Source organism: Microbacterium sp. USTB-Y, from assembly GCF_023703415.1.
In the GTDB taxonomy this organism is placed as follows: Bacteria; Actinomycetota; Actinomycetes; order Actinomycetales; family Microbacteriaceae; genus Microbacterium.
Map to the genome: position 1 here is coordinate 75,715 of NZ_JAGMTU010000005.1, position 26,121 is coordinate 101,835.

The 26,121-nt window shown below is 67.7% G+C and carries 20 protein-coding genes; 14 read left to right on the forward strand and 6 right to left on the reverse strand.

Translation table 11 applies throughout. The features are described 5' to 3' along the window. The first annotated feature begins 35 nt into the window (after nucleotides 1-35). Nucleotides 36-1,202 carry a hypothetical protein gene (locus tag J8G10_RS13250; protein ID WP_251445628.1) on the forward strand — a complete coding sequence of 389 codons (1,167 nt, stop codon included), beginning with the start codon at nucleotides 36-38 and terminating at the stop codon, nucleotides 1,200-1,202. After that, nucleotides 1,199-2,239, forward strand: a complete 1,041-nt coding sequence (locus J8G10_RS13255; RefSeq protein WP_251445631.1) for a glycosyltransferase family 4 protein — start codon at nucleotides 1,199-1,201, stop codon at nucleotides 2,237-2,239. The genes J8G10_RS13250 and J8G10_RS13255 overlap by 4 nt, the downstream gene beginning before the upstream one ends. Before the next feature lie 35 nt (nucleotides 2,240-2,274). On the opposite strand, the gene J8G10_RS13260 is transcribed toward J8G10_RS13255, so the two are convergent. Continuing rightward, nucleotides 2,275-3,471: a hypothetical protein gene (locus tag J8G10_RS13260; RefSeq protein WP_251445633.1), complete on the reverse strand. Its 1,197-nt coding sequence runs from the start codon at nucleotides 3,469-3,471 to the stop codon at nucleotides 2,275-2,277. A gap of 180 nt (nucleotides 3,472-3,651) precedes the next feature. Here J8G10_RS13260 and J8G10_RS19575 point away from each other — a divergent pair, with 180 nt between their 5' ends. The 11 genes from J8G10_RS19575 (at nucleotide 3,652) to J8G10_RS13315 (ending at nucleotide 17,678) form a co-directional block, all read left to right on the forward strand. Beyond that, entirely contained in the window at nucleotides 3,652-5,247 is a 1,596-nt protein-coding gene (locus J8G10_RS19575) for a polysaccharide biosynthesis tyrosine autokinase (RefSeq protein ID WP_251445635.1), read from the forward strand. A gap of 82 nt (nucleotides 5,248-5,329) precedes the next feature. Next, a complete protein-coding gene (locus J8G10_RS13270; protein ID WP_251445637.1) occupies nucleotides 5,330-6,205 on the forward strand; it encodes a glycosyltransferase family 2 protein in 876 nt (291 codons plus the stop codon). Further along, complete coding sequence (locus J8G10_RS13275; RefSeq protein ID WP_251445640.1) at nucleotides 6,202-7,230, forward strand: NAD(P)-dependent oxidoreductase; 1,029 nt, start codon at nucleotides 6,202-6,204, stop codon at nucleotides 7,228-7,230. The genes J8G10_RS13270 and J8G10_RS13275 overlap by 4 nt, the downstream gene beginning before the upstream one ends. Before the next feature lie 59 nt (nucleotides 7,231-7,289). Then, nucleotides 7,290-7,772 carry an acyltransferase gene (locus J8G10_RS13280; RefSeq protein WP_251445644.1) on the forward strand — a complete coding sequence of 161 codons (483 nt, stop codon included), beginning with the start codon at nucleotides 7,290-7,292 and terminating at the stop codon, nucleotides 7,770-7,772. 314 nt (nucleotides 7,773-8,086) lie between these two features. Then, nucleotides 8,087-8,758 (forward strand): glycosyltransferase, encoded by a 672-nt coding sequence (locus J8G10_RS13285; protein ID WP_251445647.1) that lies wholly within the window; start codon nucleotides 8,087-8,089, stop codon nucleotides 8,756-8,758. Continuing rightward, the gene (locus J8G10_RS13290) at nucleotides 8,749-9,789 is read left to right on the forward strand and encodes an RNA-binding protein (protein WP_251445650.1); all 1,041 of its coding nucleotides are present in this window, start codon (nucleotides 8,749-8,751) and stop codon (nucleotides 9,787-9,789) included. Before J8G10_RS13285 ends, J8G10_RS13290 begins: the two co-directional genes overlap by 10 nt. After that, a complete protein-coding gene (locus J8G10_RS13295) occupies nucleotides 9,786-10,514 on the forward strand; it encodes a cytidylyltransferase domain-containing protein (RefSeq protein ID WP_251445653.1) in 729 nt (242 codons plus the stop codon). The genes J8G10_RS13290 and J8G10_RS13295 overlap by 4 nt, the downstream gene beginning before the upstream one ends. Beyond that, nucleotides 10,511-12,757: an N-acetylneuraminate synthase family protein gene (locus J8G10_RS13300; protein ID WP_251445656.1), complete on the forward strand. Its 2,247-nt coding sequence runs from the start codon at nucleotides 10,511-10,513 to the stop codon at nucleotides 12,755-12,757. The genes J8G10_RS13295 and J8G10_RS13300 overlap by 4 nt, the downstream gene beginning before the upstream one ends. Before the next feature lie 125 nt (nucleotides 12,758-12,882). Then, on the forward strand, nucleotides 12,883-15,009 hold the full coding sequence (locus J8G10_RS13305; RefSeq protein WP_251445659.1) for a glycosyltransferase: 2,127 nt from the start codon (nucleotides 12,883-12,885) through the stop codon (nucleotides 15,007-15,009). Next, entirely contained in the window at nucleotides 15,003-16,805 is a 1,803-nt protein-coding gene (locus J8G10_RS13310; protein WP_251445662.1) for an ABC transporter ATP-binding protein, read from the forward strand. Before J8G10_RS13305 ends, J8G10_RS13310 begins: the two co-directional genes overlap by 7 nt. A 24-nt stretch (nucleotides 16,806-16,829) precedes the next feature. Then, nucleotides 16,830-17,678, forward strand: coding sequence for an alpha-1,2-fucosyltransferase (locus J8G10_RS13315; RefSeq protein WP_251445665.1), 849 nt, complete (start codon nucleotides 16,830-16,832; stop codon nucleotides 17,676-17,678). Here the strand turns inward: J8G10_RS13315 and J8G10_RS19580 are convergent. Both J8G10_RS19580 and J8G10_RS13325 read right to left on the reverse strand, forming a co-directional pair. Beyond that, nucleotides 17,675-18,847: a glycosyltransferase gene (locus tag J8G10_RS19580; RefSeq protein WP_251445667.1), complete on the reverse strand. Its 1,173-nt coding sequence runs from the start codon at nucleotides 18,845-18,847 to the stop codon at nucleotides 17,675-17,677. The genes J8G10_RS13315 and J8G10_RS19580 overlap by 4 nt on opposite strands. Then, nucleotides 18,844-21,015: a glycosyltransferase gene (locus tag J8G10_RS13325; protein ID WP_251445670.1), complete on the reverse strand. Its 2,172-nt coding sequence runs from the start codon at nucleotides 21,013-21,015 to the stop codon at nucleotides 18,844-18,846. Before J8G10_RS13325 ends, J8G10_RS19580 begins: the two co-directional genes overlap by 4 nt. A gap of 298 nt (nucleotides 21,016-21,313) precedes the next feature. Here J8G10_RS13325 and J8G10_RS13330 point away from each other — a divergent pair, with 298 nt between their 5' ends. Further along, complete coding sequence (locus J8G10_RS13330; protein WP_251445673.1) at nucleotides 21,314-22,153, forward strand: PIG-L deacetylase family protein; 840 nt, start codon at nucleotides 21,314-21,316, stop codon at nucleotides 22,151-22,153. On the opposite strand, the gene J8G10_RS13335 is transcribed toward J8G10_RS13330, so the two are convergent. The 3 genes from J8G10_RS13335 to J8G10_RS13345 form a co-directional block, all read right to left on the reverse strand. After that, nucleotides 22,139-23,215, reverse strand: a complete 1,077-nt coding sequence (locus J8G10_RS13335; protein ID WP_251445675.1) for a glycosyltransferase — start codon at nucleotides 23,213-23,215, stop codon at nucleotides 22,139-22,141. The genes J8G10_RS13330 and J8G10_RS13335 overlap by 15 nt on opposite strands. Next, the gene (locus J8G10_RS13340; protein WP_251445678.1) at nucleotides 23,212-24,069 is read right to left on the reverse strand and encodes a glycosyltransferase; all 858 of its coding nucleotides are present in this window, start codon (nucleotides 24,067-24,069) and stop codon (nucleotides 23,212-23,214) included. The genes J8G10_RS13335 and J8G10_RS13340 overlap by 4 nt, the downstream gene beginning before the upstream one ends. Before the next feature lie 461 nt (nucleotides 24,070-24,530). Further along, the gene (locus J8G10_RS13345) at nucleotides 24,531-26,030 is read right to left on the reverse strand and encodes a helix-turn-helix transcriptional regulator (protein ID WP_251445680.1); all 1,500 of its coding nucleotides are present in this window, start codon (nucleotides 26,028-26,030) and stop codon (nucleotides 24,531-24,533) included. Between the last annotated feature and the right edge of the window lie 91 nt (nucleotides 26,031-26,121).

The window sequence follows — 26,121 nt, forward strand, 5'->3', positions numbered from 1 at the left end:
GAGGGGCGGGGTAAGACCCCGGAGGAAGGTGGAGCGTGGTCGATTCCCTTGTGCTGCGGTTGTTCGGGGAACGGTGGCAGGTGGATCTCGGGCGCTACGCGGATCCGGATGGGCACGTCACCCGCTTGCGGCAGCTCTGGTCGCGCGTCGTGGACGATTCGGCGGGCGAGACCGACGTCGTTTTCCGGCCGGATCCGGAGACCTCCGAGTCGCCGCTGGCTCCGTATCTTCCCGATCGCACCGACGGATCCTTCCCCTACGCCTTCTCGCGGGCCGTCACGCAGGCGGCCATCGACCGCCACGCCGGCACCGCGCTGCTGCTGCACGCCGCCGGACTGGTCTCGGACGACGCGCGCCGCGGAGTGGTGCTCGTCGCCTCGTCGGGCACGGGCAAGAGCACGGCCGCTCGACGCCTCGGGCAGCGGCTCGGCTACCTCAGCGACGAGCTCATGCTCGTTGACGAGCGCGAGGAGCTGCAGGGCCTGACCAAGCCGATCTCGCTGATCGTGCCGGAGTTCCCCGGCGGCAAGGACGAATCGTCACCCGATGAGCTCGGTCTCGGCCCGACGCCGGCGGTGCCGCCGCGTCTCGCGGCGCTGGTGTGCCTCGCGCGCACGCAGGAGGCGGTGCCGCCACGACTCGACCTGATCAGCGTGCATGAGCTGATCGCCGAGGTGGTGCCGCAGACGTCGTCGCTCTGGCGGGTGGATCGCCCGCTGCGGCGACTGGCCGATGCCGCGCTGCGCGGGGGAGGGCCGTTCCGGCTCTCGTACGCGGAGATCGTCGATGCGGAGCCGCTCGTGCGCGGCCTGCTCGAGGCCGAACCGATGTCGGACGGCGTCTGCGACTGGATCGAGCACGGGCCTTCGGAGGACGAGCGCTGGCAGAAGGGGGCCGGAGCGACCACGGCCGTCGGTGACCTGGACGACGACGCGCTGATCTCCCGCGCCCCGTGGACCGACGCGATCGAACAGGACGGCGAGGTGTCGGTGCTCGTCGGCCCGGCGTTCACGCGCATCGCCGGGATCGCCGCCTCGATCTGGCTGGCGTGCGCCCGGCCGCTCACCGTCGCCGAGCTGAGCGACGAGCTCGCGCGGGAGCACGGTCCGCACCCCGAGGCCGATGCGCTGGTGCAGGCGGCGCTGCGGGAACTCGGCCAGCGCGAACTGATCGACGTCGTCTCGATCGGGGGCGCGTCGTGAGCGCGCCGCACATCTGGATCGCCACGAACCACGGCGCGATCGGGGGCGGCGAGGTCATGCTCCTGCAGATCGCGGAGGCCCTGCGCGAGCTCGGTCGCGCGGTGACGGTGGTCGCGCCCAGCCATCCGCCGGCCCTCGCCGAGGCGGCGCGGGCGAAGGGGCTCGACGTGGAGGTGCTCGACGCGCACGACCGCGTGAGCTGGATGTTCGCCCTGCGGCGCTGGGACCGACGGCACCGCGAGGGGATCCTGTGGTGCAACGGGCTCGTGCCGGCGGCGGCGACCGCCGGGCAGCCGAACCGGATCGTGCATCTGCATCAGTACCTCACCGGGCGCAACAGGTTGGTCGCCGCCCTGGCGCGCCTCAGGGCGATCGCCACGGTGGTCCCATCGAGGGCCGTCGCCGAGACGGTGCCGGGCTCGGTGGCACTGCCGAACTGGACGCCCGCGTTCACGGCGAGCACGCGTCGGAGAGAGGCAGGCGGCCCGTTCGTCGTCGGGTACCTCGGCCGGCTGAGCGCCGACAAGGGCGTGGTGGTGCTCGCGGAAGCGCTTCGCATCCTCGACGACCGTGTTCCCGGCGGCTTCCGCCTGCGCATCGCGGGTGCATCCCGCTTCGCTGACCGGAGGTCCGACGACCGCATCCGGGAGTCGCTCGCAGCCATCGATGCGCTGACGGAGACCCTCGGCTGGGTGCCGCCGCAGGAGCTGTTCGACTCGGTCGATGCGCTCGTGGTGCCGTCGGTGGTGCCGGAGTCGTTCGGCCTGGTCGCCGCAGAGGCGATGGCTGCGCGCGTGCCGGTGATCGTCAGCGACGCCGGGGCGCTCGTCGAGGTCGTCGGCGAGGGCAGCGGGATGGCCGTGCCGGCGGAGGATCCACGGGCCCTCGCCGACCGGATCGAACGACTCGCCGGCGAGCCCGAGGACACGACCGTCGCGCAGTTCGCCCGCTGGCAGGAGCAGTTCTCCGCAGAGGCGGGAGGGCAGCGCCTTCGCGCGCTCCTGGGGGAGATTCCGGCGCTGCGCGACGGCGCCTGACACAGGCCCGCGTCACGCGCGGGCGGCCGGATCCGTCAGCCGCCGATACCCGCGTTCGGTTGTGGAGGCACCGGTCCGAGCAGTCGAGCCAGTCCGATCCCGATGACGAGGAACCCGATCGGCGCGAAGAACACCTCGCCGAGGCGCAGGGCGCACATGCAGACGATCGCTGTTGCCGCGGTGATCGCCCGCGACTGGAAGCTCAGGGCGTCGATCTCGACCCGGGTGCTGAGCCCCAGCCCGGTGACGAGGTAGATCGCGAGCATGACGACGAGCAGCACGATCCCGCCCTCGACGATGAGGCCCTCATAGGAGTTGTGGAAGAACCAGGTGCCCGAGTCGAGGTGCACCGTGGCGGTGCCCAGGCCGTCGCCGTACCACGGCGCCCCTTGGGCCTTCAGCGAGGAGGCGGCGTCGATGCGCAGCCGGAACGCGTCGGATCCCTCACGCGAGACGGCATAGTCGCCGAGCTTGCTCAGGTTGTCGTCGGCCCAGAGGAAGACGAAGACGCCGATGGTCAGCGCCAGCAGCTCGACGGCACGGTGCATACGGCCGGAGAGTAGTAGGAACACCACGGCGACGGCGTACGCGGCCATCGTCGTGCGGGAGTCGGTCGCGACCACGGCCGCGACGCCTGCGGCGAGGATCAGCATGCGCCACAGCACCTTGCGGGCGACCATCGCCAGCAGCACGGCGCCGACCGCATAGACGAGGGCGGCCGCGTTCTTGTCCTGCAGGAAACCGGTGAGGCGCCCTTGATAGTCGTCGGGGGTGAGACGAAGGTAGAACAGCGCCGCGTTCAGAACGAGTCCGACGCCGAGGCCCTTGATCACCGAGCCGACGTCGATGCGGCCGGTCGCGAGGAACGCCGCGAACAGCATCAGCGAGGCGATGTTCAACCCGCGCCGCAGCGGATCGATGTCGTTGATCAGGGTTTCGACAGCGAGGAAGCCGAGCAGCGCGATCGCGACGACCGGGTACCAGGAGGCTGCGGAGAAGGATCGCGTCGGGGCGCGGAAGAGCCCGATCGCCACGAGCGTGATCGCGGCGAGCTGCGGAATCGGGAGCGGCACCCCGGGAACCGAGAGCCGGTACACCAGGAGCATGGCGAGCAGGGCATCGATGATCCGCGCCGAGTGGCCGGGCGGCACGAGGACCACCGGCGGGAAGCGTCGAGGACGCGTCTCGCCTGCGGGGGAGGCAGCCTGAGGGGCCGACGGTGCGGTGGTCACACTCTCATTCTGAGGCACGCACGCGCGTTGACCCACACCGGCGGCCGTGACCCCCAGTCGGGAAGTGCGCAGGAGCGATCGCCGTCCTCCCGATAAGATCGGTGTCGATGCCGCGTCCGCGGCATGGACGCCGTGCGCGCAGATCCTTGCGGCGAAAGAGATCTATGGGGGATCCGAGACGTGACCTTTCTCGACTTCATCGCGATGACGCGACGCGGATGGAAGATCCTCGTCGTGCTCATCGTGCTCGGTGCCGCCGCCGGGTTCGGCTACGCGTTCCTCTCGCCGAAGGTCTACCAGGCCAGCTCCACCGGCTTCATCGCCGCCGAGGGATCGTCGGCCATCGCCGGGTCCGATGAGGCCGTCGCACGAGCCGGAGCCTACGTCACGCTGATCTCGAGCCAGCAGGTGCGCGACGCGATCGTCAAGGACGCGAAGGTCGATCCGTCCCAGCTGAGCGGCAGCCTCGGAGCCCGGGTCGTGCCCGGCAGCACCCTCATCGAGGTGACCGCCAGTTCCGAATCGCCGCAGGCGGCGCTGAAGCTCGCGAACGGGGCCCTGCACGGCCTGGTGACGGTCATCGATGAGATCGAGTCGAAGACGAACAACACGACCGGCACCAAGGTCATCATCGTCCCGATGGACAACGCGGTCGCGCCGACGGCACCGGTCTCGCCCAACACCAAGCTGAACGTCGGCGTGGGCGCCGCGGCGGGCCTGGTGCTCGCCTACCTGATCCTGTTCGCCCGTCGCGCCCTGGATGTGCGCGTGCGCGTGCACACCGACATGCGCGAGCTCATGGGCACCGGCGTGCTCGCCCGCGTGCCGAAGCTCGGACGCAACGGCACGCCCGAGGGTGACTCGCACAACGAGACCATCGCGAGCGAGGCGTTCCGGCAGTTGCGCACGGGCCTTCGTTTCTCGAGCGTCGACAACGAAGTGCGCGTCGTCATGATCACGAGTGCGAGTCAGGGCGAGGGCAAGTCGATGACGGCAGCCTCGCTCACGCGTGTCATGGCGGAGTCGGGGCAGCGCACGCTGATCATCGACGCCGATCTGCGCCGCCCGAAGGTGGGGCGCAACTTCGGGATCGACGGATCGGTCGGCCTCAGCGAGGTGCTCAGCGGCCAGGTGCCGGTGCGCAGCGCCATTCAGCCCACTGCGGATCCGAATCTCTTCGTGCTGCCGTCGGGCGGCACACCGCCGAACCCCTCCGAGATGCTCGGTTCGGTCGCGTTCACCAGCCTGCTGAACGAGTTCCGCAAGGACTTCTTCATCGTCATCGACGCGCCGCCCGTGCTGCCCGTGACCGACGCGACCGTCGTGAGCACGCTCGTGGACGGCGTGGTGTTCGTGCTTGCGGTCGGCAAGACGCGCCGGGCGGAGGGAGCCGCCGCGCGCACCCAGCTCGAGCAGGTGAACGCGCGCATCCTCGGCGTGGTGCTGAACATGGTGCCCCTCAAGGGCGCCAACAGCTATGGCGACGGCTACGGCTACTACCGGCAGAACAAGAGCTACTACGTGAAGCCGAAGAAGACGGGCGAGAAGCGCGCCTCGGCGGCATCCGCCGTCGTGCCGAACGTGCCCAACCGGCAGCCGGCCTCGCCGCTTCCCGGCGCGTCGCCGGTTCAGGACTCGCGGCCCGCTGCCGCGGCTGCACCCGTTGCACCCGCTGCGCCCGCACCGGCCCTGACAGCGCCGGTTCAGCCGTCGTCCGCGGAGGCGCACTCCGCCTCCGGCGGCGTGCGGGGTCTGCGCCGCAGCTCGCGGAACTGACATGACACGGCCGAAAGCTCCCTCTGGGGAGGGTGAGCGACGGCCCGATCCGAGTACGCCTCGCATCACGGGGCTCTCGATCGTGGTGCCGCACTACGGCGACCCTGCGACAGCTCAGGAGCTGATCGCGCGGCTCAGACGTCAGATCGACGCGCCGCCGCGGGAGATCATCGTCTCGGACGACCTCTCGCCGCAGCCGTACCCCGATGCCGACGACGTCACGGTGGTGCGCCGCAGCGTCAACGGCGGGTTCGGGGCGGCGGTGAACTCCGGAGCCGCAGCTGCGCGGCATTCGCATCTGCTCGTGCTCAACAGCGATCTCGAGATCGACGAGGGGTTCCTCTCCTCGATCGTGCGCGAGTCCGAACCGTGGCAGCCCGCGGTCTGCGCGCCGATGCTGGTCGGCCACGACGGCGCCACGCAATGGGGCGGCCGGCACTTCCCGCGCCATCGGCATCACATCCTCGAATGGCTGACACCGTTGGCCCGGTTCCGCCCCCGGCTGCACGAGGCGGTCGGACACGACACCCGCTGCGTCGCGGGCGCGACGGTGCCGGTCGACTGGCTGGTGGGCGCCGCGCTGCTCATCCCCCGGGACGAGTTCGAGGCCGTCGGAGGGTTCGACGAGGGGTACTTCATGAACTCGGAGGAGGTCGATCTGCAGCGGCGGCTCCGCGAGCGCGGCGTTCCCTCGATCTTTCTGGGCCGCGTCGCGGTGGCGCACGAAGGCGGCGGATCGTCGGATTCGGACCGCCGGGTGCGCTGGGTGACGCAGTCGCGGATCCGGTACGCCCGGGTCTGGCGCGCACATCCGACGATGCTCGTCGCGGGCCTCCGCACCGCCAGCGTCGTCAACCTCTTCTTCAACGCGATGCGAAGGCTCTCCGGTCGCCGCATCGCGCCACTGCAGACGTTCCGGCGAGAACTCGCCGCGATCGCGCCCGGGAGGGTCTCATGAAGGTTCTGATCACGGGAGGCGCCGGGTTCATCGGCCAGCACGTCGCGTCGCTGCTGGTGTCGCGCGGCGACCAGGTGCTCGCTCTGGACTCGTTCCTTCCGCAGGTGCACTCCGACCCGGAGTCGGCCCGCGCACGCTTCCCGGGCGAGGTCATCGTGTCGGACGTCGCAGACGACGCCGCGTGGGAGGCGCTGCCGGCCTTCGATGCGCTGGTCCATCTGGCGGCCGAGACCGGAACGGCGCAGTCGATGTATGAGACGGCGCGCTACGAGCGCGTGAACGTGCACGGGACCCGTCTCGCCGCACGGGCGGCGGTGCGGGCGGGCGTGCCGATCGTGTCGCTGAGCTCCCGCGCCGTCTACGGGGAGGGCCTCGTCGATGAGAACGGCGCCCCGCGCGCGTCTCGTGAGGATGATCCGCACGCGCCGGTGTCGTTCTACGGCGAGACCAAGTCCTGGGCGGAACGCGAACTCCTCGATGAGGTCGGGTACTCGGCGCCTGCAGTGATCATCCGGCCACAGAACGTCATCGGCCCCGGTCAGGCCCTGCACAATCCGTACACGGGTGTTCTGGCGGCGTTCCTCGCACGTCTCCGTGAGGGGCGACCGCTGTCGATCTACGGCGACGGACGGCAGACCCGCGATTTCGTCCATGTGGCCGACCTCGCCGAGCTCATCGTCTGGAATCTGCAGAACCCGCCGCAGCCGTCCGCGCCGCGGATCCTCAATTGCGGCACCGGAGTGCGGACGTCGCTCACGCAGCTCGCCGAGTTCTCCGCAGCGGCGGCTCCCCACGGCGCATCGCCGATCGAGTACGTCGACGTGCATCGGGCCGGCGACATCGAGCATGCCTGTGCCGATCTCAGCCGTCTGCGAGCGCTCGGGGCTCCCTTGCCTACGCGCACGTCGGCGCAGGCGGTGGCCGACTTCGTCGTCAGCTCCTGGGCGGTCGACGGTGCGCCGTCGAGCCTGTGGGACGACGCCTTGGACGAGCTCAGCCGTCGGGGTCTGGCGGGCGAATCGTGAATTTGGCCCGCGTTCTCGTGGAGCTGCCGCCGTCGCTTCGTTGGCGATGGGGGCGTGTCGTGTCCGCGGTCCTCTATCGTCGGGCCTTTGCGGCGTTCGGTCCGGACAGCGTGATCGTGGCTCCGGTTCGACTGCGCGGTGTGGAGCGGATCAGGATCGGGGCCGGGCTGGCCGCATTCGAGCGATGCTGGATCGAGGCCGAGAGCGGAGCCGCGCTGGTCATCGGCGACCGCGTGTATCTCGGCCACGGTGCGCACGTTCATGCTGTCGACGATGTCAAGATCGGCGACCGAGTCATGCTCGCCGACAACGTGCTGGTCAACTCCGGCGCACATGCCGCGGATGAGGTCAAGACGATCAGCGGACGGGGCCCGATCAACATCGGCGACGATGTCTTCGTCGGGCAGAACGCCGTCGTCCTCGGCGGGGTAACCATCGGCGAACGGGCGATCATCGGAGCCGGTGCAGTGGTCACCCGTGACGTCCCCGCAGGAGCGACCGCCGTCGGGGTTCCCGCTCGTGTGATCGGAGACAATTCGTGAGGGTGCTGGTCGTAAGCCCGGGATTCCACGGGTATGCGTCCTCGCTCGGCCGCACGCTGGCCTCGCTCGGGCATGATGCGCGCGTTCATGTCTACGACTCGCCGCGAACGCCGGTCGGTCGCCTGGGGATCCGGCTGCTGCATCGCGCACCGGAACACGTCCTGGCCCAGCGAGCCCGGCGAGATCTGACGGATCGTGCGATGTCCGCGCTGCGTCTGTTCCGGCCGGACGCGGTGCTCGTTGTCCGTGGTGACCTCCTGGACGATCGCTGGTGGGATGCTCTGGAGTCCCGTCGTGTTCGCCGGGTCACCTGGATGTACGACGAGCTGCGGCGGATGTCCTACGATCCCGAAGTGCTCGGCCGGATCGGAGCCGTGGCCACATACAGCGCTCTCGACGCCGAGGAGCTGAAGGGGCGCGGAGTAGAAGCGCATCACGTCCCGCTCGGGTTCGACGCACTCCAAGCAGTCGTGCCGCAACCGGTGCGCGGAATCAGCCTCATCGGCGCGCGGTACCCCAGCCGCGAGGCGGTGCTGCGCAGGCTGGCGAAAGCAGACCTCGACGTGGTGGCCTTCGGGCGGGACTGGTCCCGGCATCCGATCGATGTGATCCGCACCGGCTCCTACGCGACCCCCGGGATCCCCACCCGCCGGGAGCTCTCGCGCGGCGAGGCATACGGGGCCATGCGCGACTCGCCCGCGACGCTGAATCTCCACGGCGACCAGGACGGCTTCACAATGCGCACGTTCGAGGCGCCAGGCGTCGGCGCCGTCGAGATCTGTGACCGTCCGGAGGTCAGCGGCCTCTACGAGGTCGGCAACGAGGTGCTCGCCTACTCATCGGAGGACGAACTCGTGGAACTCTGCCGCAGGGCGGTCCGCGACCCTCGCTGGGCGGACGGAATCCGGGCGCGGGGGCGCGCGCGAACGCTGGCCGAGCACACCCTGGCACATCGTCTTCGGCGATTGGAGCAGTTGTGGGCCTGAACTTCCCGGAGCATCTGCACGAGTGGCAGAGCTGGCAGGCTCGTCAGCATCGCCTTCAGGGCTGGAAAGCGCGCCTGTCCGGCAGAGCTCTCGCGCAACCGTCGCTCAGCAGCGCCGTCCGCGGCACGGATCCTGCCGTCCTCCTCGCGATCGACTCTCACTCGCCATCAGGGATCGCCTCCCTGCACGGGCTGATCGATCGGCTTCCCGCGCTGGCTGTCGTCAGCTCGGTACACACGACCGAGCAGCTCGTCGAGCTGTTGGGCGGGGAAGCACAGGGCGCTCGCGTTGCCGCGCCAGAAAGCATGCCGCGTTCGCTCAGCGCCGTGGTCGGTGCCGGCCACTATCTCCCTGCGGGAGCCGCCGCCTGGCGCCTTGCCGATGAGCGGGGCATTCCTGACATCGTCGTCCAGCACGGGTTGATGACTCCGTTCGCTCCGCCGCTGCCTCCGCGTGCGCACCTTCTCGCGTTCAGTGACTCGGACGGTGCGTTCTGGGCCTCGAATCGCTCCGATATCGCGTGGACCGTCGTCGGAGCCCAGCTGCTCTGGGATGCGGGGGCAACACCCAGAACAGAACCGGCGACAGGTACGCCGACCTACCTCGGCCAGCTGCACGGGGCCGAGCTGCCCCGTCACGGCATGGCACGGGCGACGACACGATTCTGGCGCGAGACAGGGGCCGTATACCGCCCGCATCCTTCGGAAGCAGATCGGCTGTCGCGCCTCCAGCACGGGATCTGGGAGCGCCAGGGGATGCGGATCGATCGCCGCGCGCGTGCACTGGCGGAGTCGAGGGGGCCCGTCGTCGCGGCGTTCTCGACCGGCATCCTCGAGTCCGCAGCGGCCGGACTGCCGTCCTGGGCCTTCTACCCGAACCCGCCGCGCTGGCTCGGCGAGTTCTGGGAGCGCTATGGCATCCGGCGTTGGGATGCGGATGACTCTCCCACTCCGCCGCCCGCCCGTCCCGCCCTCGAGCCCGCCCAGGCGATCGCCGACGCCGTGCTCGCCCTGGCCGAAGGAGCCTCATGAACATCCTGTGTGTGATCCCCGTGCGCGGCGGATCCAAGGGCGTGCCCGGCAAGAACGCCCGGCTCGTCGCGGGCAAGCCGCTCGTGGCCTGGAGCATCGAACAGGCTCTCGCCGCGGGACTTGACGTCCTGGTGTCGACCGACGATGAGGAGCTGGCGGAGATCGCGCGCGGTGCGGGAGCCGATGTCCCGTTCCTGCGTCCGGCGGAGCTCGCTCAGGACACCACGCCCACCGAGCCCGTGATCGAGCATGCGATCGCGCACCGCGTCGCCGAGGGGCGGCGGCCCGATGCGGTGATGCTGCTGCAGGCGACCTCGCCCGTGCGGTTGGCGGGAACGATCGAGCGGGCGGTGCAGGAGTTCGAGGAGACCGGCGTCGACAGCCTCGTGGGCGTGGTCGCGCAGACGCCCTTCTTCTGGCATCCTGCAGACTCCGGCAGCGCGACGGCGGAGTACGACCCCGCCGCGCGACCGCGCCGGCAGGATCTCACGGCCGAGGACTACTTCTACAAGGAGACCGGCTCGCTGTACCTCACCCGCACCGAGATCTACGAGCGGGAGCGCAACAGGATCGGAGGCCGGGTGGGGCTGTTCGTGATGGACGAGGCGGAAGGCGTCGACATCGATACGCTGGTGGATCTGCGCATCGCAGAGCAGGTTCTGGGGGACCTGTACGGTTCGGCCCCAAGGGTGCACGGACCGGAAGAGACGGGGGACATTTCATGATCATCGAACGCGACCTCGCGCCGTACATCGTCTTCGGCGAGGACCCCGTGCTGGTCGGCCTCGGCAAGATCAACGCCAACAAGCAGCGCATCGTGTTCTGCGTCGACGAGCACGGGATCCTGCAGGGATCCCTGTCCGACGGAGACTTCCGCCGCTGGATCATCCAGAACCCCAACGCTTCGCTGGACGTGTCGTGCGCGACCGTGGCGAACCGCAGTGTGCAGACGGCCCCGCACACCGCCGCGCCGGCCGACATTGCCCCGCTGCTGGGCCGCGACGGCGTGCATCATGTGCCGCTCGTCGACGAGCGCGGCCACCTGTGGGCGATCGCCCTCGACGAGACGGGCACGCTGCGGATCGGGTCCCACGAGATGGGGCCGGGTCACCCGGCGTTCGTGATCGCGGAGGTCGGCAACAACCACAACGGATCCGTCGACCTCGCCAAGCACCTCGTCGACCTCGCCGTGGGAGCCAACGCCGATGCGGTGAAGTTCCAGCTCCGTGACATGGACGCCCTCTACCGCCAGCGCGGTGCGGCGACCGGAGGGGAGGATCTGGGAGTGCAGTACACGCTCGACCTCCTGCGCCGGTTCTCCCTCCCTGCGGAGAAGCTGTTCGAGGTGTTCGATCACGCCCGCGACGCCGGCATCGACGTCATGTGCACGCCGTGGGACGCACCGAGCGTGCAGGCGCTCGCCGACTATGGGATCCCGGCGCTGAAGATCGCCTCGGCCGACCTCACCAACCACGAGCTCATCGCCGACGCGGCGGACAAGGGCCTGCCGCTCGTGCTCAGCACGGGAATGTCGCGCGAGAGCGAGATCCTCGAGACCGTCGCGCTGCTGCGCGGCAAGGGCGCGCCCTTCGCGCTGCTGCATTGCCAGTCGACGTACCCCGCGCCGTACAAGGACCTCAACCTGCGCTACCTCGACCGGCTCGCCGAGATCGGCCAGTGCGTGGTCGGCTACTCCGGGCACGAGCGCGGCTGGCACGTGCCGGTCGCTGCCGTCGCCCGCGGTGCGCACATCATCGAGAAGCACTTCACGGTCGACCGCGCGATGGAGGGCAACGACCACACCGTGTCGCTGCTGCCGGACGAGTTCCGGATCATGGTCGAGCAGATCCGCGACATCGAGACCTCGATGGGGACGGGCGAGACCCGCGTGGTGTCGACCGGCGAGCAGATGAACCGGGTGACGCTGGCGAAGTCCCTCGTCGCCGCGCGTCCCCTCACCGGCGGAGCGGTCATCACCGCCGAGGACGTGATGGTGAAGAGCCCGGGACGTGGCCTGCAGCCGAATGCGCTGCCGCAGCTGCTCGGCCGGACCCTCAAGCGCGACATGGCCGAGGGTGAGTTCTTCTTCGACGGCGACCTGCGCGACGCGGCCCCCGAGGGGCGGCCGTTCACGTTCCGCCGGCCCTGGGGGCTCCCGGTGCGCTATCACGATGCGGCCGCTCTGCTGAAGCAGTCCAACCCCGACTTCCTCGAGTTCCATTTCTCGTACAAGGATCTCGACGTCGACATGGACGAGTTCTTCACCGAGAAGCTGCCCATCGGGTTCACCACCCACCTGCCGGATCTGTTCGCCGGTGACTTCCTGGTGGATCTCGCCTCCGACGACGAGGAGACCTGGGAGCGCTCGATCCGCGAAGTGCAGCGCACCATCGACGTGACCCGCGACCTGCGCCGGTGGTTCACCGTCGAGGAGGATCCGATCATGGTCGTGACCATGGGCGGGTTCACGAAGGACAAGCACATCGAGCCCGAGCAGCGCGCACACAAGTACGCCCGAGTCGCGGCCGCGCTGAAGCGCCTGGACTCCACCGGAGTGCGGATCGCGGCGCAGACCCTGCCGCCCTACCCGTGGCTGATGGGCGGGCAGCAGTTCCACAACCTGTTCCTCGACCCGCGCGACACCGTCCGGTTCGCCGAGGAGACGGGCACGGCTCTATGCTTCGACGCCTCGCACACCAAGCTCGCCACCAACTGGCTGGGCATGGCGTTCTCCGAGGCGGTCGACCTGCTCGCACCGCACACCATCCACTGGCACCTGGTCGATGCGACCGGCGTCGACGGCGAGGGCGTGCAGGTGGGCGAGGGTGACATCGACTGGCAGGAGTTCGCGGAGCGGATGGACCGGCTCTCGCCGGGCACGCCGTTCATCCCCGAGATCTGGCAGGGCCACGTCGACAACGGTGCGGGCTTCTGGACGGCGCTGGACCGCATGGAGGCCTGGTTGTGACCGATCCTGACGGGTCGTCGAGTGAGTCGCGTCTTCCGGGGTCGCCGAGCGAGCCGGGTGCTCTGGGGTCGTTGAGCGAGCCGCGTGCTCCGGGGTCGTTGAGCGAGCCGCGTGCTCCGGGGTCGTTGAGCGAGCGAAGCGAGACGAAACGCCCTGCCCTGCAGGCCTCCGTCATCATCCCTTCCTATCGCGGAGAGCAGCGACTCCCCGAGCTCCTGGAACGCCTCACGCGTCAGGACTTCGAGGGTGCGTGGGAGGTCGTGGTCGCTCTCGACGGCGAAGACGACGGATCCCGGGCCGTGCTCGAGACCTACCGGGACCGCCTTCCGCTGACGGTCATCGCGTCGGAGGAGAGCAGAGGAGTCGCCGCCACGCTCAACGGCGCGTACGAGGTGGCGCAGGGGGAGGTGCTGATCCGGTGCGACGATGATCTGAGCCCGGAACCCCACATGGTGCGGCGGCACGTCGAACTGCATGCGTCGAGCGACGTTCCGCTCGGCGTCATCGGGGCCACCCGGGATGTTTTCGCGGACACACCCTATGCGCGGGCCTACGGCATCCCCGCCAATCGTCGGCATCTCGCCACGGCCTACAAGCGCGACGAGACCGAGACCTGGGTGCATTGGGCTGCCCACAATTCTGTGACTCGCGAGACCTGGGACCGCTTCGGCCGATTCGACACGAGCTTCGCCTATGGCGAGGACGGTGAACTCGGCTTCCGTTTGAGAGAAGCCGGTGTGCGCATCGTGATTGCCCCGGAGCTGGAGATCGTGCACCGCGGACCCGCGCCGAGCGCGGGGGTGCGTATCACCCGCGCCTTCGTCTCGGGCGCCAGCAGGCACGAGTTCGAACGTGCGCACCCAGGAACGGTGCGGCCGGCCGCAGCACCCGGCTCGCTCGCCGGGAATCTGTGGAACGGCGCGGTGGGTGCGCTGGCGGCGTCGGTGCGGTCGCAGGGCGGCTATCGCCGCTACGGCCGCGCGATCGACGGACTTCGCTCCGCCGTCCCGGCGGGGCTGCGAGGTCGCCTGATCGCACTCGGCGTCGAGGCCGCAGGCCGCTCGGGCTACCGCAACGGCGCGGAGGACCTCCGCTCCGAGTCGTGGCGCGACGCTCATCGCTCCCCGGGGTTCGACGGTCGGACGCACCGCGAAGCCGTGCCCGCGCCGAATCGCGGTGTCCCGGAGCAGCCGATGCGCACAGCGCTCTGGATCGTCCCCGTCGCGGATCTCGGCGGGGTCGCGCGCCATGTGCTCGACGCCACCCGGGTCGGCATACCGGGCTGGAGGGTGGTCGTGCTGTGCCCCGAAGGGCCGCTCGCCGAGCGCCTTCGGGAGCAGGGCGCTGCCGTCACGACGGGACGCTTCGGACCCGATGCCGGGCCTGTGGCGTCGATGCGCACGCTGCGCCGGACCGCGGCTGCGCTCCGTCCCGACATCGTGCATTCGCACCTCGCCTACGCCGACATCATCAACGCCTGGACGCGCCTGCCCCGCGGCACCCGTCGTTTCACGACCGAGCACGGCATCGCCGGCGACGACGGCGTCTATCACCACTCCTCGCTGCAGTCGCGTGTCATGGCCTTCGTGCACCGCGCCCGGTTCCCCCGCTTCGACGGCGTCATCGCCGTCGCCGAGGCGACGAAGCGCGCCATGATCCAGAAATGGCATGTGACTCAGCCGATCACCGTGATCCTCAACGGCGTCGACCTGCCCGAGGGCGTCGAACCGCGGGATCCCTCGACGGTCACGGGGACGCGAATCCTCTCGCTGTCCCGTCTCGCCCCGGAGAAGCGGATCGACAAGCTCATCGAAGCGTTCGCACTCGTGAAGAAGGAGCGCCCCGAGGCGACTCTGACGATCGCGGGGGAGGGCCCGTTGCGTGCGGAGCTCGAGCGCCGCTCCAGCCGAATCGGGTTGGCAGATGCCGTGCGCTTTCCAGGGTTCATGGATCCCGACGAGGCGATGGCCGACGCAGACGTGCTGGTGCAGCTGTCGATCTGGGAGAACTGCTCGTACACACTGCTCGACGCCGTCGCACGAGGCCTGAGGGTCGTGGCTGCCGACGTCGGGGGCAACCATGAGATCGTAGGTCGAGGGGGCCTTCTCGATCAGGTGGATTCCCTCACCGTCAGTCGGGCACTGCTCTCGGCTGACGACGGCACGCTCGGGGCCGGTCGGATCCTGTCACGAGATGAGATGTGTGATCGTCTGGCGAGCCGCTACTCAGGAGACGGGGGAGATGAATGCTGATCGTCTTCGATGCGCAGGTCCGGCGAGGGCTGAGCTCGCTCTTGGCTCTCGCCGGCGTCCGGGGTCTTCCGTGGATCGCGCTGTCCGCATTGATCATGATTGCTCAGACGGTGCTGAGCACGATTCCGGTCGTCGCCATCGTTCCGCTTCTGCAGCTCTTCTCGGACCCGTCGGCCTCGGGCTTTGCGGTGCAATGGGTGGCCGGCATCATCGGCACATCGAATCCAGAAGTCTTGATTCCCGTCTTCGCGCTCTCCATCGGGGTCGTCTATCTCGTCTCCAGCGGCCTCTCCGTTCTCCTGACCTGGTGGCAGTCGGGGCGGATTTCGACTCTCGGGGTACGCGCCGCCACTGAGCTGCTTCGGCGCTATGCGTCGGAGCCGTATGCGTCTCACCGCACCCGGTCGAACGCGGAGGTGATCAGGAACATGGGGCTCGTCGTGACGTCGGTCAGCGCGCTGGCAAACGTCCTGACGATCTACACCAGCGCGCTGACCCTGGCCGGCATCTGCATCGTCCTGCTGATCGCCTCGCCTCTTGTGACGATTCTGACCGTCGTGCTCTTCGGGGCATCGATGATGATCACGCAGCGCGTGCTCAGGCCGGCTCAGCGGCGCGCGGGAGAGGAAGGTGCGGAGGCGGATCTCCAAGGCTGGTTCCACATGCTGCCGCTCATCGAGGGATTCCGTGAGGCGCGTCTCACCAACACAGCCGAACGCTTCGTCGGCGCATACGAGCAGACGCGCCTGAGGTCGATGCGCGCGGGCCGCATCATGTCGACGCTGGGTGCCGTTCCTGCCGCCGTATCGCAGGTCGTCTTCGCGTTCGCGGTCGCCGGGATCGCGGCTGTCCTGTTCTCGGCGGGCTCGACCGCGGGTGCGATCACGACCCTTGGTCTCTTCGCTGCGGCAGCGATGAGGGCGATCCCCACCATGAATCTTCTCGCGGCTACTGTCGGCAACGTCCGTTCGGCGGAACCGGGACTGAAGATCCTTGCGGACGCGTCCGAGGATCTGGACGTCGAGGACGCCTTTCAGACGACTCCGTCAGGCGGCCGACCTTATCGAGGTGACATCGTCCTCGACAGGGTGACCTTCGAGTATCCGGACGCGTCGGAACCGGTGGTCCGCGATGTCGATCTCGTCATCGCGCAGCATGAGACCACCGCCATCGTCGGGTCGAGCGGTGCAGGGAAGTCCACGCTGATCGATATCGTCCTCGGTCTTCTCGAGCCCAGCAGCGGAACCATCTCCGTCGGCGGCGAGTCAATCTTCGAGGACAGGGCCGGGTGGTACCGGACTCTGGCCGTCGTGCCCCAAGAGGTCTTCCTGCTGAACGACACGTTGGAATCGAACATCACCTTCGGCTATCCGGCGACTGCCGATTCGCGTGAGGGTGTTCTGAGGGCGCTGCGACTCGCGCAGCTCGACTCGCTGGTGCAATCGCTTCCGAATGGCCTTCAGACGGTGATCGGCGAGCGCGGGACGCGGTTGTCCGGAGGACAGCGGCAGCGCCTAGGTCTTGCGCGCGCCCTGTATCGGGAGCCAGAGGTCTTGCTTCTCGATGAAGCGACATCTGCCCTGGACAATGCGACGGAGGCCGAGATCACCAGAGCGCTCAAATCGTTGCACGGCAAGGTGACGATCATCGTGGTCGCACATCGCCTTTCCACGGTGCGCAACGCCGACAAGCTCGTCTTTCTGCAGTCCGGGTCGATCGCGGCTGAGGGAACTTTCGACGAGGTCGAGCGTGCTGTACCCGAGTTTGCGCATCTGGTCGAACTCGGAAAACTCTGACCTCATTCCGAAGGAGCGACTGCGATGACCTTGTCGACGTCGGGGCTGCGGCTCATCGGTTCAACGAAGGCCGCGCTGCTGAGCGGGGTCCGCCGAGGCCGCCCGGTCGCATGGACGCCGCCGTGGATGCGCTTCGGGAACTATCTGATGCTGGGCTTGTGGGCTCACGAGTCCGCCCATCAGACGCGCAGAAGGTTCGCTCTGCTGCACCCGGGGAATCAGCTCCTGGAGACGATGTTCCCGGGGTTCGTGCGGGAGTATCTGCTGCGGCCGGCCCAGGTCCGTTTCACCGACCAAAGGCTGATGCCGTGGTCGGGTGGCAATGTCGAGACGTTCAAGCCTGATGTGCTGGCCGACTTCATCGACACCGTGCTCCTGCCGGAGAGTCCGCTTCGTGGAATGGATCAGATCTCCCCGGAAACGGTGGTGGTCAACGTGCGGCGTGGTGACTACTACTCGGTCCCCGAGCACAAGAAGGAATACGGGATCAATATCCACGGGTACGTGCGCACCGCCTTGGAGAGCATGTCCTCAACGGAACCGGTGAGCCATCTTCAGGTCGTCTCCGACGACGTGCCCTGGTGTCAGCAGAATCTGGATGCGATGCTGTCGGAGTTCGCACCGGTGACCTATCAGGTGGATAGTTCCCCCCAGCAGGATCTTGCGTCCCTCGTGCATGCCCGCCGTCTGATCATCCCGAACTCGACGTTCTCGATGTGGGGAGGGTACCTCGGTGATCGTCTGCATCGCGACCGAGTCGTCTATGCTCCCCGTCTGTTCGCCCGGAGTCGGAACGGCGGACGCGGAGATGCGTACCTTGACTCCTGGCATCTCGTGGAGGACATCCCCGGCGGGTGGGATCCGCGGGATTAACGAGCTGAGCCGTGTGCTTTCTGGGCCGCCTTCTCGATGAAATCCCGCACGCGCTCATCGAAGATGGATTCCATCGAGAGGGGAGCCATGTACTGGAGAGCCTGTGACGATTGGTCGCGCAACAGGTTCTCGTCTCGGGAGATCGCTTCGATGAGGTCCGCCATCGCACGGATGTCGCCCTGCCGCACCTCCCATCCGCCGCCGCCATGTCGCAGGAGGGGCGAGAGCGTGTCATTCGCGAACCCCAGCACGGGCACCCCCATGCCCATCGCCTCGTAGTAGGTGCTCGAAGAATCGCCCTGTACGTGCGGGAACAGCATGACATCCACGGACGTCGCGAAATTCTTCCATTCCGTATCGAAATCGAGGTGCCCGAGGAGCGACAGATGGTCTGATGCTTTCAGGCTCTCCGACAACGGGCCTGTTCCAGCCACCGAGATCTTCACATCCAGAGAGCGGCGATGCAGCTCCTCGGCGAGGAGCGGCAGGTACTGCACGCCCTTCATGGGGATCAGTCTGCCGGAGAAGGCGAGGTGCAGTGGACGCGAATCCGGCACTGACCGGGGTCGCGCGCTGTCCAGATCGGCACGGGTGATTCGGTGGTCGAAGTAGACGAGCGCGGAGGGGTGAACGCGGCGATAGTGCTCGTAAGACGCATAGCCGTTCGCGTGAAAGCCTGCCGCTCCTCGAACCATTCGATCGAATCTACGACGCGCACGCTCCGCCCCCAGAGCGATCCGCGCCCGGTCGGCGATGTTCGTGGCTCCGAGCATCGAGATATGTCGTCTGACGCTCGGAGAATAGTCATCGCCGAGCACGACGGGGATTCCCAGCGCGAGTACGTCATCGATACCCGGGGTGTTCACACTGCCATGGACGAGTGCAGGGCGGAGAGCGTTGATATCAGCCGCGCTGATGGTCGCTATTGCCGCGAATCCGCGATCCGCTGCCGGGGTGACCCATTCGTTGCCTGGAGTCGCCTCGGAGATTTCTCTCGGAGGCTCCAACGAAGTGATCGCGACAGGTCCCTGCCAGCGATTCGCGAATGCTCGCAGACCGATCGCGGTCTTGTTCGGTACGCCCAGAGCACCGTCGGGGAGGCGCGGGATCGCTCCAGCCTGGATGTAGAGCAGCAGGCGGCCTCGGGCCGAGACGGTCGAATCGATCACCGCGCCGACCGGGAGTTCTGCAGAGATGAAGGTTCGGTTCGCGGCTCTGAGCTCGAAGGACTGCTTTCGTCACGCTCGAGGGAGGACATGAGCATTCGATCCGGCACCTGCTTGCGCAGGCGATAGCGCCAATGACCTTCGAGAGTACCCAGCGCCCACCCGATCCCCTTCGCAGCTTCGACCCGAGTGCCGGGCCGGACAAGACGAGCCACATCGGTCACGGCCAAGAGAGCCTGATGGATCGCGCCGCGAAACGATACGGGAGCCACCGGGGCCCCCGTCCGCGCGAACCGCACCCAGAGGAGGAGTCTCGTTCTCGCCGAGTTTCGTGCCTGACGGTAGGCGTCGCGAGCGCGCGCACGTTGCCGATAGCTCAAGATCGCCTTCTCTTCGCCCCGGATCGAGTACCCGGCTTCCTGAAGCCGCCAGCAGAAGTCGGCTTCGTCATGGCCGCCGATGAACGTCTCATCGAAGCCGCCGACGGCGAGGGCCGCCGCGCGGCGGACGCCCAGAGACGCTCCGATTGCGTAGGGGAGGTAGCCCAACACGGAATGAAGCGGGTCTCCGAGATTCGTTGTGGGGGCGTGGCGACGCCCGGAGAGCGATGGGGAATAGGGCACTGCATGACCGCCCACGACGTCGGCGGTCTCCAATGCCTGCGCAAGGGCAGCGACCCATCCGCTGTGGACCTCGTCGTCGTGGTCGCAGATGAGGACCTTCTCACCCCACGCTGCCGCCAACCCCACGTTGCGAGCATGGTTGACGCCGCGCCGATCACCGGCATCGATGACTCGGAGGGCGCCGAACGCGTCGCCGTAAGCGAGCGCAACCTGCTTGGTCCGGTCCGACGAGCCGTTGTCCGCGATGACGATGTCCAGATCCTTCGCCTCCGCCTGCCGTGCGAGCGCTGCCAACTGATGGGAAAGGAGATGCTCCCCGTTGAACACAGGCACGACGACGGACACGTCATAGTGTTCGCGGGTCGCAGGCGCCGTCTCTGAGGGCTCGCCGTAGATCGCAGTGACGGCCCGTTCGAAAGGCAGTTCTCCGTATCGGCTGTGTGCCCATCGCAGGCGGTCCAAGGCGGTCTCGCGTTCCGCGCTTGCGGAGGTCAGGATGCGTACGACCTCGTCGGCGAACCTCTGAGGATCGTCGAACGACGCGGGGGCGAACTCGTGGTCGCCGATCCCCTCGGTCGCGGTGGACGTGGCGACGAAGGGGAGGCCGCTCGTCATCGCCTCCAGCACCTTGAACTTCAGGCCGGCGCCCAAGCGAAGCGGCATGACCGCCACAGTGGCATTGCGGTACTCCGCGCCGAGGTCGTCTGCGAACCCCACCGCATCGACCCCGGATGTCTCTTCGAGGAGCTCTCTCCGCGACGGAGTCGAAGAGCCGATGAAGCGAAGGCGCGCTTCGGGGAGCCGGCGCCGCACGGCCGGCCAGATCTCGCTGCAGAGCCATACCGCGGCATCCCAGTTCTCAATCCGTCGGAGAGGGCCGACGAAGAGCGCAACCGGCGCGCGGGAGGAGTCAGCAGTTTCGTCAGGCTCGAATCCTGGAATCCAGGGCAGAAGCACGTCGACGTTCCTCGCGGCGTCGAGCAGCCCTCGGTCCTTCTCGCTGAACACCACGACGGAGTCCGCCCGCCCGAGGACACGACGCTCGAGCATCTTCGCCTGGAGAGCGCCGGACATCAAGAGGATCTTCTTCTTGATCGATGCCGCAGTGTGGTACTCGCGCCAGAACCCTTGGCTGGGCACGTCATGCAGGGTGGTGACAACCCGCGCCGACGGTGCAAGCGCGGCGATTCCGCGAATCGACCACGACAGCGAGGGCCATTCGATGTCGACGAGGTCGGCATCTCTCAGCGCTGCGTGTGCACGGGGATCGGCCTGGAGCCCTCGAAGGAAACCACGCGGAGGTCGCAGCGGGGCGAGGCGATCAAATCGCTCCTGAGCGCCACGGACGAAAGGTGTTTCGCTCAGTGGCTGCTCGGGGATGACGATGACGGATTCGATCGAAGGGAAGGAGGCGTTCTCGGAGCCTTTGCCGGACTCGGGCACGATGAGTGTGATCTCGTTGTCGGCCAGTTGCGAGATCAGCGAGGAGAAGAAGTTGCCACCGGCGTTGTCGGATTGTGTCAGAGGTACGGTCGGCGTGATGATCACTACCTTCCGCCTCGCCGATGACGCGCGCCTGTCCTGAGACATTCCACCCCCTGGTCCTACCGTGTCCCTGCCGATGATCTTATCCGGGACCGGTTGTCGGTACGCCTGCAGGGGGTCGAGGGTGGCGGGTAGGCTCAGTCGGCGGCCGGCCGGAAGGTCCATGGCGGCAGACCGGGTCCAGGATCGAGCGCCCAATGCGGCTCAGGAACACTCGAAAAGACAGGGAGTGCGCATTATGGAGCCCGACAGGCTTCTGGTTCGAGCCGCGCGGCGCGCGCGCAGAGAACTGCGATTCGGCATGGAAAAGCTCTTCCGACCGCTTCTGAGCCCCGCGCAGCGTCGCGCCAATGCTCGATGGCGCGAATCGGTGATCGCGTCTACGCCTCCGCTATCGGACGATCATGTCGGTGACCTTCTGGTCATCGCTCCACACCCGGATGACGAGACCATCGGTTGCGCAGCGACCATGGTGCGACGTCGGTTGCGAGGCGCAAGAGTGCGAGTCGTCGTGGTCTCCGACGGAGGGAACTCGCATCGATCTGCGCTCATCTCCGAGCACGAGCTGGCTACGATACGCCGCGACGAATCGCTCGCCGCAGCTGATCTCCTGGGCATCGGAAGAGGTGCGGTGCAGTTCCTGGGATTCGATTCCGCCCAGTTGCGAGCACAGCCGCAGGCTGTCGTCAGCGCGATCACGGATCAGATCCGGCAGTTCGGTCCCAGCGAGATACTCACCACCTCCATCGTCGAATGGAGCGACGAGCATCGGATCGTCGCCGGCCTTGTCCGGCTTGCCACGGAGGAGAGCGGCTTCACGGGAGTTCTGCGCGAATTCCCGGTATGGCATTGGGACAACGGTCCCTCCAGGGCGAAACCCTGGGCCTCTCCGCTGCGTCATGTCGTGGACTTGATCCGCTTCCGTCGACTGGCAGCGGCCTCGCGCCCGGGGGTGTCGGTTCCGGTCGCAGAACTGCGCCCGCTGAAGGAGGCAGCGTTCGCGTGCTACCGCTCCCAGACTACGAACCTCACCGGCGAGGAGACCTGGCGCCCCTTTCCCGATCGGTGGCTGGAGAAGTTCCTCGATCACGAGATCTTCTTCACCGTGAGCGATGCGTCAGGGGCGTCAGTGGCCGAATAGGCCCACGCCGCGCCGCCCAGCCCGCCGCGCGGCGCGGTAGAGACTCCACAGGACACCTCCACGGGGTGCGCGCGTCTGGTAGTGCTGAACGAGGGTGCGTTCGCGGATGATGCTCGGTGAGCGGGGAGCGAGAATCGTCCGGAAGGCAGAGACCGTCGCATCTTCCATCGCCTTCAACGAGTACCTCTCTTGCACGAGCTGGCGACCCTGCGCGATCTTGGCCTTCAACAGGGGGTCGTTCGCGTCGAGCGCGTGAGCCGCGGCGGCCATCGCCTTCGCAACCAAGACCATGTCGTTGTCGTGCGCCACCGTGGCGACGTCGTCTGTGAGATATTCGCGACCGCCGTCCCCCGTGAAGCCGACGACGTAACATCCTGACGCCATCGCCTCGGCCGCAGGGAGCCCGAAGCCTTCGCGCTCGGCCCCGCTGAGGAAGATCGACGACGAGGACAAGGCGCGCGCGACGCCCTCGTGGTCGAGCCCGTCGATGGCACGCACCGACCATCCGTCCGGAAGCAAACCAGCCCTTGTGGCGATCCGAATCGCACCAGCGATGTCCGCTGCCCTGCGACGTGGCATGAAGGCGATCACCCTGTCCTTAGGCGTGGGAGAGAACAGCACATCGTCGATACCCGGCGGGATCTTTTGAACACGGACATCCGGCCCGGAGAGGAGCGCGACGACGTCTTCGATGTAGTCGGAGAGCACCAGGGCGTCATGCACGTTCGGCCATCCAGGAAACCCGGGAAGGCCATCTGCGTCGGGATCATCGATCAGGAACGTGTGACCCTGCACGATCTTCACGACCGGGATGTTCGGCACGAGCGAGTGCCATTTCGCGCCGCCCACCTCCTGCATCACCAGGACGTCGCCGGCGTCGAGTGTCGCTGTCAGTGCCCGATGCACGGGAGCATCGGCCCACGGTTCGGCAAAACGTGTGCTCTGTCTGCCGTGCCACACGACTGCGGGAATGCCCGCGCGGTTCAACTGGGACACCATGCGGTACTGCATCTGCACGCCACCGCTGGGGTGCGAGGGATCCGGGAGCATGAACCAGATCATCGATGCCGCCTGGTGGCGCTGAGGATCCCTCGCATGTGCATCGCTTCGTCGATCTCTCCCCACATGACCCGCGGATTGAAGCGCGTCTCCACGGATCGTCGGGCGCGTGCGCCGAGGTCTCGGCGGAGTGCGTGGTCCGCACTGAGCTCCTTCAAGGCTTCGCGCAGACCCTCATCGTCGCCGACACCGACCATGAGGGCTGTCTCACGGGGCGTGAAGAGGGTACGCATCGCTGGGGTGTCGGTCACGACGATCGCGGCGCCGCTCGCAGCGGCCTCCAGCGCGACGCTGCTTCCCGTCGGGTACATCAGATCGTGTGTGGGCACGACGACGATCTTGGCTCTCCGTAGGAGATCGGCGTATTCGGTGTGAGAGACCGTTCCGCGATAGTTCACATTGGCGGGCAGATCCAGACCCTGAATGTTGATCGGCTGGCACACCAATTCGACGTGCAGTTCTGTCCCTTGAACCGCTCGGAAGAGCGTGGCGTAGTCCCGCCCGAGATCCTGTCCTATGGCGACGATATCGATGTCCCTGGGCTGATCAGGGGGCGAGTAGAACTGATCCGCGACGCCATAGGTCATCACCATCAACTGGTCGGCGGAAAAGCCGGAGTCGATCAGGATGTCTTTCTCGGCCTCGGCCATATGCACGAACAGGTCGCAGGACAGATAATTGCGTGCGAGCGCTCGCCGCTCATCGCGGGGCGCCCGGGAAAGCCGCTCTGCAAACCACACGCTCCAGATGACCAGGGGAGTACCGGCGTATGGCCACAGCCGGCGTCGCTTGAAGAGGGCAGCCAGTTCGCCATTCTGCTCGAGCAGTGCGAAGACGACATCAGACCGGCTGGTCATGCCCGTGGCCCTCAAGGGGCCTTCCACAGGCATCCCGAGACGATGCTCCGCAACATCGCGCACCTTCGTTGCGACTCGCCCTCTGCCTATGCCGGGTCCGGTGAAGGAATAACCTCGTGCCTCCAGTGCATCGATTCCATACGGGAGCGGAGACGGCCGAATTCCCTCCTCGAATTCCCTGCGCCACTGCCTCAGATCTCGGCCAGAAAGCAGAGTGGCCCTCACGCGACTGTCCCGCAAGTGATGATCCCGCTGATCGCGTGCATTTCCGGCTCCCCATAGTTTCGTCCCCCGCAGCTATGAATCATTATCGTCCGAGGTGATGGGATCTGGGCACCCTTCCTCGTCGACGGACAACCGGCATGTTCGATCTGAGCATCACGGACGTGCTCAGGTGGCGGCTCGGCGTATTCACGCCTGTCTACGTCGGACTGCACTGCTCGGATGCGGCGGTCCATCCGTCAGAGGATCCCGCGCCGTCGGGCTTCCCGCACGGCCTGGGTCGCGCCCGACACGTCGAGCTTTCGGTAGAGGGCGCGCTGATGGGTCTTGACCGTGTTCTCTGAGATGAACAGGGCCTCGGCGATCGCGGCGCGCTTCTTGCCCTGGGCGAGTTCTTCGAGCACGCGGAGCTCGCTCTGGCGCAGTGCGGGTGCGTCGAGCGGATCGGATTCGCCCGCTGCGGCCGCCGGCCAGCCGGCGACGAGCTCGGCGGCCAGCGCCGCGAGTCGTGGGGCGAGGGCGTCGAGCACCGCGGCGATCTCGGGCGGGAATCCGCCCGCGAAAGCGGAGAGCGTCTCGACGGCTGCGGCTTCGTCACCGCTCTGGAACTGGGCGAAGCCGAGCAACCCGAGCCTCCGGTTCTCGGCCTGGCGCAGGCCGGAGGTCTGATCGGCGATCCCCTCGGCGATCCGGATCGCGCGCTGCGGGTCGGTGCCGTCGACCAGCGTGAGCAGACCCTCGAGGATCCGACTGCGCCAGTGCGTGCGATCGGTCGTGTCGAGTTCGAGGCCTGCCTGAGCGGTGTCGTCCTGGTAGAGCGCGTCGAGGGCCATCGTCTGACCGAAGACGCTGCCGGCGAATCCCACGCCCGCGAAGCCTCCCAGTCCGGTGGAACGGAGCAGCTGGATCCGCTCGCGCGCTTCGTCGCTTCTCCGGGACATCGTTCCCAGCCGACTCAGTGCGTCGATGTAGAAAGGCCAGGTCTCGCCGGTGTTCTGGAAGCTGAGCGCGAGGACGGTGTCGAACGCGGCCGAGACGTCGGCGGGCCCTGCGAGCAGCGCTGCGACGAGGTCTCGCTCCGCATCGAGCTGCTCTTCGATCCAGCTGGAGGATCGCAGCACGGATGCCGCCTGCTCCTGATGCAGGCGCGCGACGGCCCGATCGCCGCACATGGCGTGCACCAGCGCCGCGCGCAGATGGGAACCGCGCACGAGGAAGTGCATCCCCCCGGCCGGTGGGATCAGCAGCGCCCGCTCGAAGAACGTCAACGCCTCCTGGAACTCGCCGGCAAGAGCCGCGCTCAGACCGGCCTGGCCCAGGATGAGTGCCCAGCTGCCGTTGGACCGATCGAGTGGCATCGTCACCGTGGGGATCGCTGCGACGAGATCCTGCATCTCCTGATGCGCGGTGACGACGTCCCCGATGCGGCGCTGACGCCATGCCGCCGCGAAGCGCTTCCACAGCTCGGGCTCGTCTCCGGCCCACGGAGTCGTGCGCAGGGTGCGCGCGGGGAGCTTCTCGCCGGCGTCGCGCGCGGTGAAGGTCACAGCAGCGAGTAGGGCGCGCGGGTGCCGGCGCAGTTCATCGTCGGGGATGCCGGCGATCATCGCGCCCAGCTCGGCGTTCGGGATGCCGAAGTACATCTCCAGCGTGTACAGGTCGAAGAGTTCTGCCAGGCGTCGGGCATCGCCGTCCGAGGTGCTCCGCCGCGCTTGCGCGACGACGTCATCCATCAGCATGCTGCTCGACACTCCTCCTGAAAAAGGGCGACGTCACCCTGGGTCGGGTGGGGTCGCCTGAGCGGGTGACCATCGGGTGTCACCCGCGCGG

Bases quoted from the DNA above. Each gene is read 5' to 3' on its own strand.
- J8G10_RS13330 (WP_251445673.1), top strand. From the start codon at position 21,314: ATGGAAAAGCTCTTCCGACCGCTTCTGAGCCCCGCGCAGCGTCGCGCC.
- J8G10_RS13285 (WP_251445647.1), top strand. From the start codon at position 8,087: ATGTACGACGAGCTGCGGCGGATGTCCTACGATCCCGAAGTGCTCGGC.
- J8G10_RS13275 (WP_251445640.1), top strand. From the start codon at position 6,202: ATGAAGGTTCTGATCACGGGAGGCGCCGGGTTCATCGGCCAGCACGTC.
- J8G10_RS13300 (WP_251445656.1), top strand. From the start codon at position 10,511: ATGATCATCGAACGCGACCTCGCGCCGTACATCGTCTTCGGCGAGGAC.
- J8G10_RS13315 (WP_251445665.1), top strand. From the start codon at position 16,830: ATGACCTTGTCGACGTCGGGGCTGCGGCTCATCGGTTCAACGAAGGCC.
- J8G10_RS13295 (WP_251445653.1), top strand. From the start codon at position 9,786: ATGAACATCCTGTGTGTGATCCCCGTGCGCGGCGGATCCAAGGGCGTG.
- J8G10_RS13310 (WP_251445662.1), top strand. From the start codon at position 15,003: ATGCTGATCGTCTTCGATGCGCAGGTCCGGCGAGGGCTGAGCTCGCTC.
- J8G10_RS13335 (WP_251445675.1), bottom strand. From the start codon at position 23,215: ATGATCTGGTTCATGCTCCCGGATCCCTCGCACCCCAGCGGTGGCGTG.
- J8G10_RS13345 (WP_251445680.1), bottom strand. From the start codon at position 26,030: ATGCTGATGGATGACGTCGTCGCGCAAGCGCGGCGGAGCACCTCGGAC.
- J8G10_RS13340 (WP_251445678.1), bottom strand. From the start codon at position 24,069: ATGACCAGCCGGTCTGATGTCGTCTTCGCACTGCTCGAGCAGAATGGC.